General features: G+C 65.1%; 1 protein-coding gene and 1 pseudogene. One reads left to right on the top strand and one right to left on the bottom strand.

Annotation, left to right across the window (positions count from 1 at the left end; all coding sequences use genetic code 11):
• A pseudogene (locus tag HX846_RS35105) lies at positions 1 to 186 on the top strand (hypothetical protein); the annotation flags it as partial.
• Here the strand turns inward: HX846_RS35105 and nadB are convergent.
• A partial coding sequence (nadB, locus tag HX846_RS35100; RefSeq protein ID WP_178967244.1) for an L-aspartate oxidase occupies positions 155 to 1,346 on the bottom strand: 1,192 nt, incomplete at its 5' end. The pseudogene HX846_RS35105 and the gene nadB sit on opposite strands and share 32 nt — an antisense overlap.

The raw sequence follows: 1,346 nt of genomic DNA, 5'->3' as shown, positions 1-1,346 counted from the left end.
CACAGCGTGCAACTGCGCCCCGACAGCCTGGCGTTGCCGTTGATCGTGGTGCTGCGCTTTCGGGTGCAGGGTGACTGGCGGGTGCGTTCGATCTGCGTGCCACGGGATTCGCAGGCTACCGATGTGCATCGGCGCCTGCGGGTGCGCTTGAAGTTCAGCCGCCGTAGGTGGTTGGCACCAGAATAGTGTCGCGCGCTTCGGGCAGCATTTGCGGGTAGTCGAGGGTGTAATGCAATCCCCGGCTTTCCTTGCGCTCCATGGCCGAGCGGATCATCAGTTCCGCCACCTGGGCCAGGTTGCGCAGCTCGATCAGGTCGCGGCTGACTTTATAGTTGCTGTAGAACTCGTCGATCTCATCCAGCAACAGTCGAACCCGGTGCTGCGCCCGCGCCAGGCGCTTGTTGGTGCGCACGATGCCCACGTAGTCCCACATGAAGCGCCGCAACTCGTCCCAGTTGTGGGCGATGATCACGTCTTCGTCCGAATCGGTCACTTGGCTGGCGTCCCAGCGGGGCAGGGCGGCCGGCACCGGGATGCGCGGCAGCTGTTCAAGGATGTCGGCGGCGGCGGAGCGGGCGTACACGAAACACTCCAGCAACGAATTGCTGGCCATGCGGTTGGCGCCGTGCAGGCCGGTGAAGCTGGTTTCGCCAATGGCGTACAGGCCGGGCACGTCGGTGCGGCCGTTCTGGTCGACCATCACGCCGCCGCAGGTGTAGTGCGCCGCCGGGACGACCGGGATCGGGCCCTTGGTGATGTCGATATTGAACGCCAGGCAGCGCTCGTAGACCGTCGGGAAATGGGTCTTGATGAAGGCTTCGGGCTTGTGGCTGATGTCCAGGTAGACGCAGTCGATGCCCAGGCGCTTCATTTCATGGTCGATGGCCCGGGCGACGATGTCCCGCGGGGCCAGTTCTGCTCGTGGGTCGAAGCGCTGCATGAAACGTTCGCCGTTGGGCAGCTTCAGGTGTGCGCCTTCGCCGCGCAGGGCTTCGGTGATCAGGAAGCTCTTGGCCTGCGGGTGATACAGGCAAGTGGGGTGGAACTGGTTGAATTCCAGGTTCGCCACCCGGCAGCCCGAACGCCAGGCCATGGCAATGCCGTCACCGCAGGCGCCGTCGGGGTTGCTGGTATAGAGGTAGACCTTCGCTGCGCCGCCCGAGGCGAGAATGGTGAAGCGCGCGCCGTAGGTGTCGACTTCGCCGCTGGCCCGGTTGAGCACGTAGGCGCCGAGGCAGCGTTCGCCCGGCAGGCCAAGGCGCTTTTCGGTGATCAGGTCGACGGCGACCCGCTGTTCCAGCAGTTCGATGTTGGGGCGTTGCCGGGCCTGGGCGAGCAGGGTCTTG

The sequence above is a fragment of the Pseudomonas sp. K5002 genome (assembly GCF_013386655.1).
In the GTDB taxonomy this organism is placed as follows: domain Bacteria; phylum Pseudomonadota; class Gammaproteobacteria; order Pseudomonadales; family Pseudomonadaceae; genus Aquipseudomonas.
This window is presented reverse-complemented; position numbering and strand designations above follow the sequence as displayed.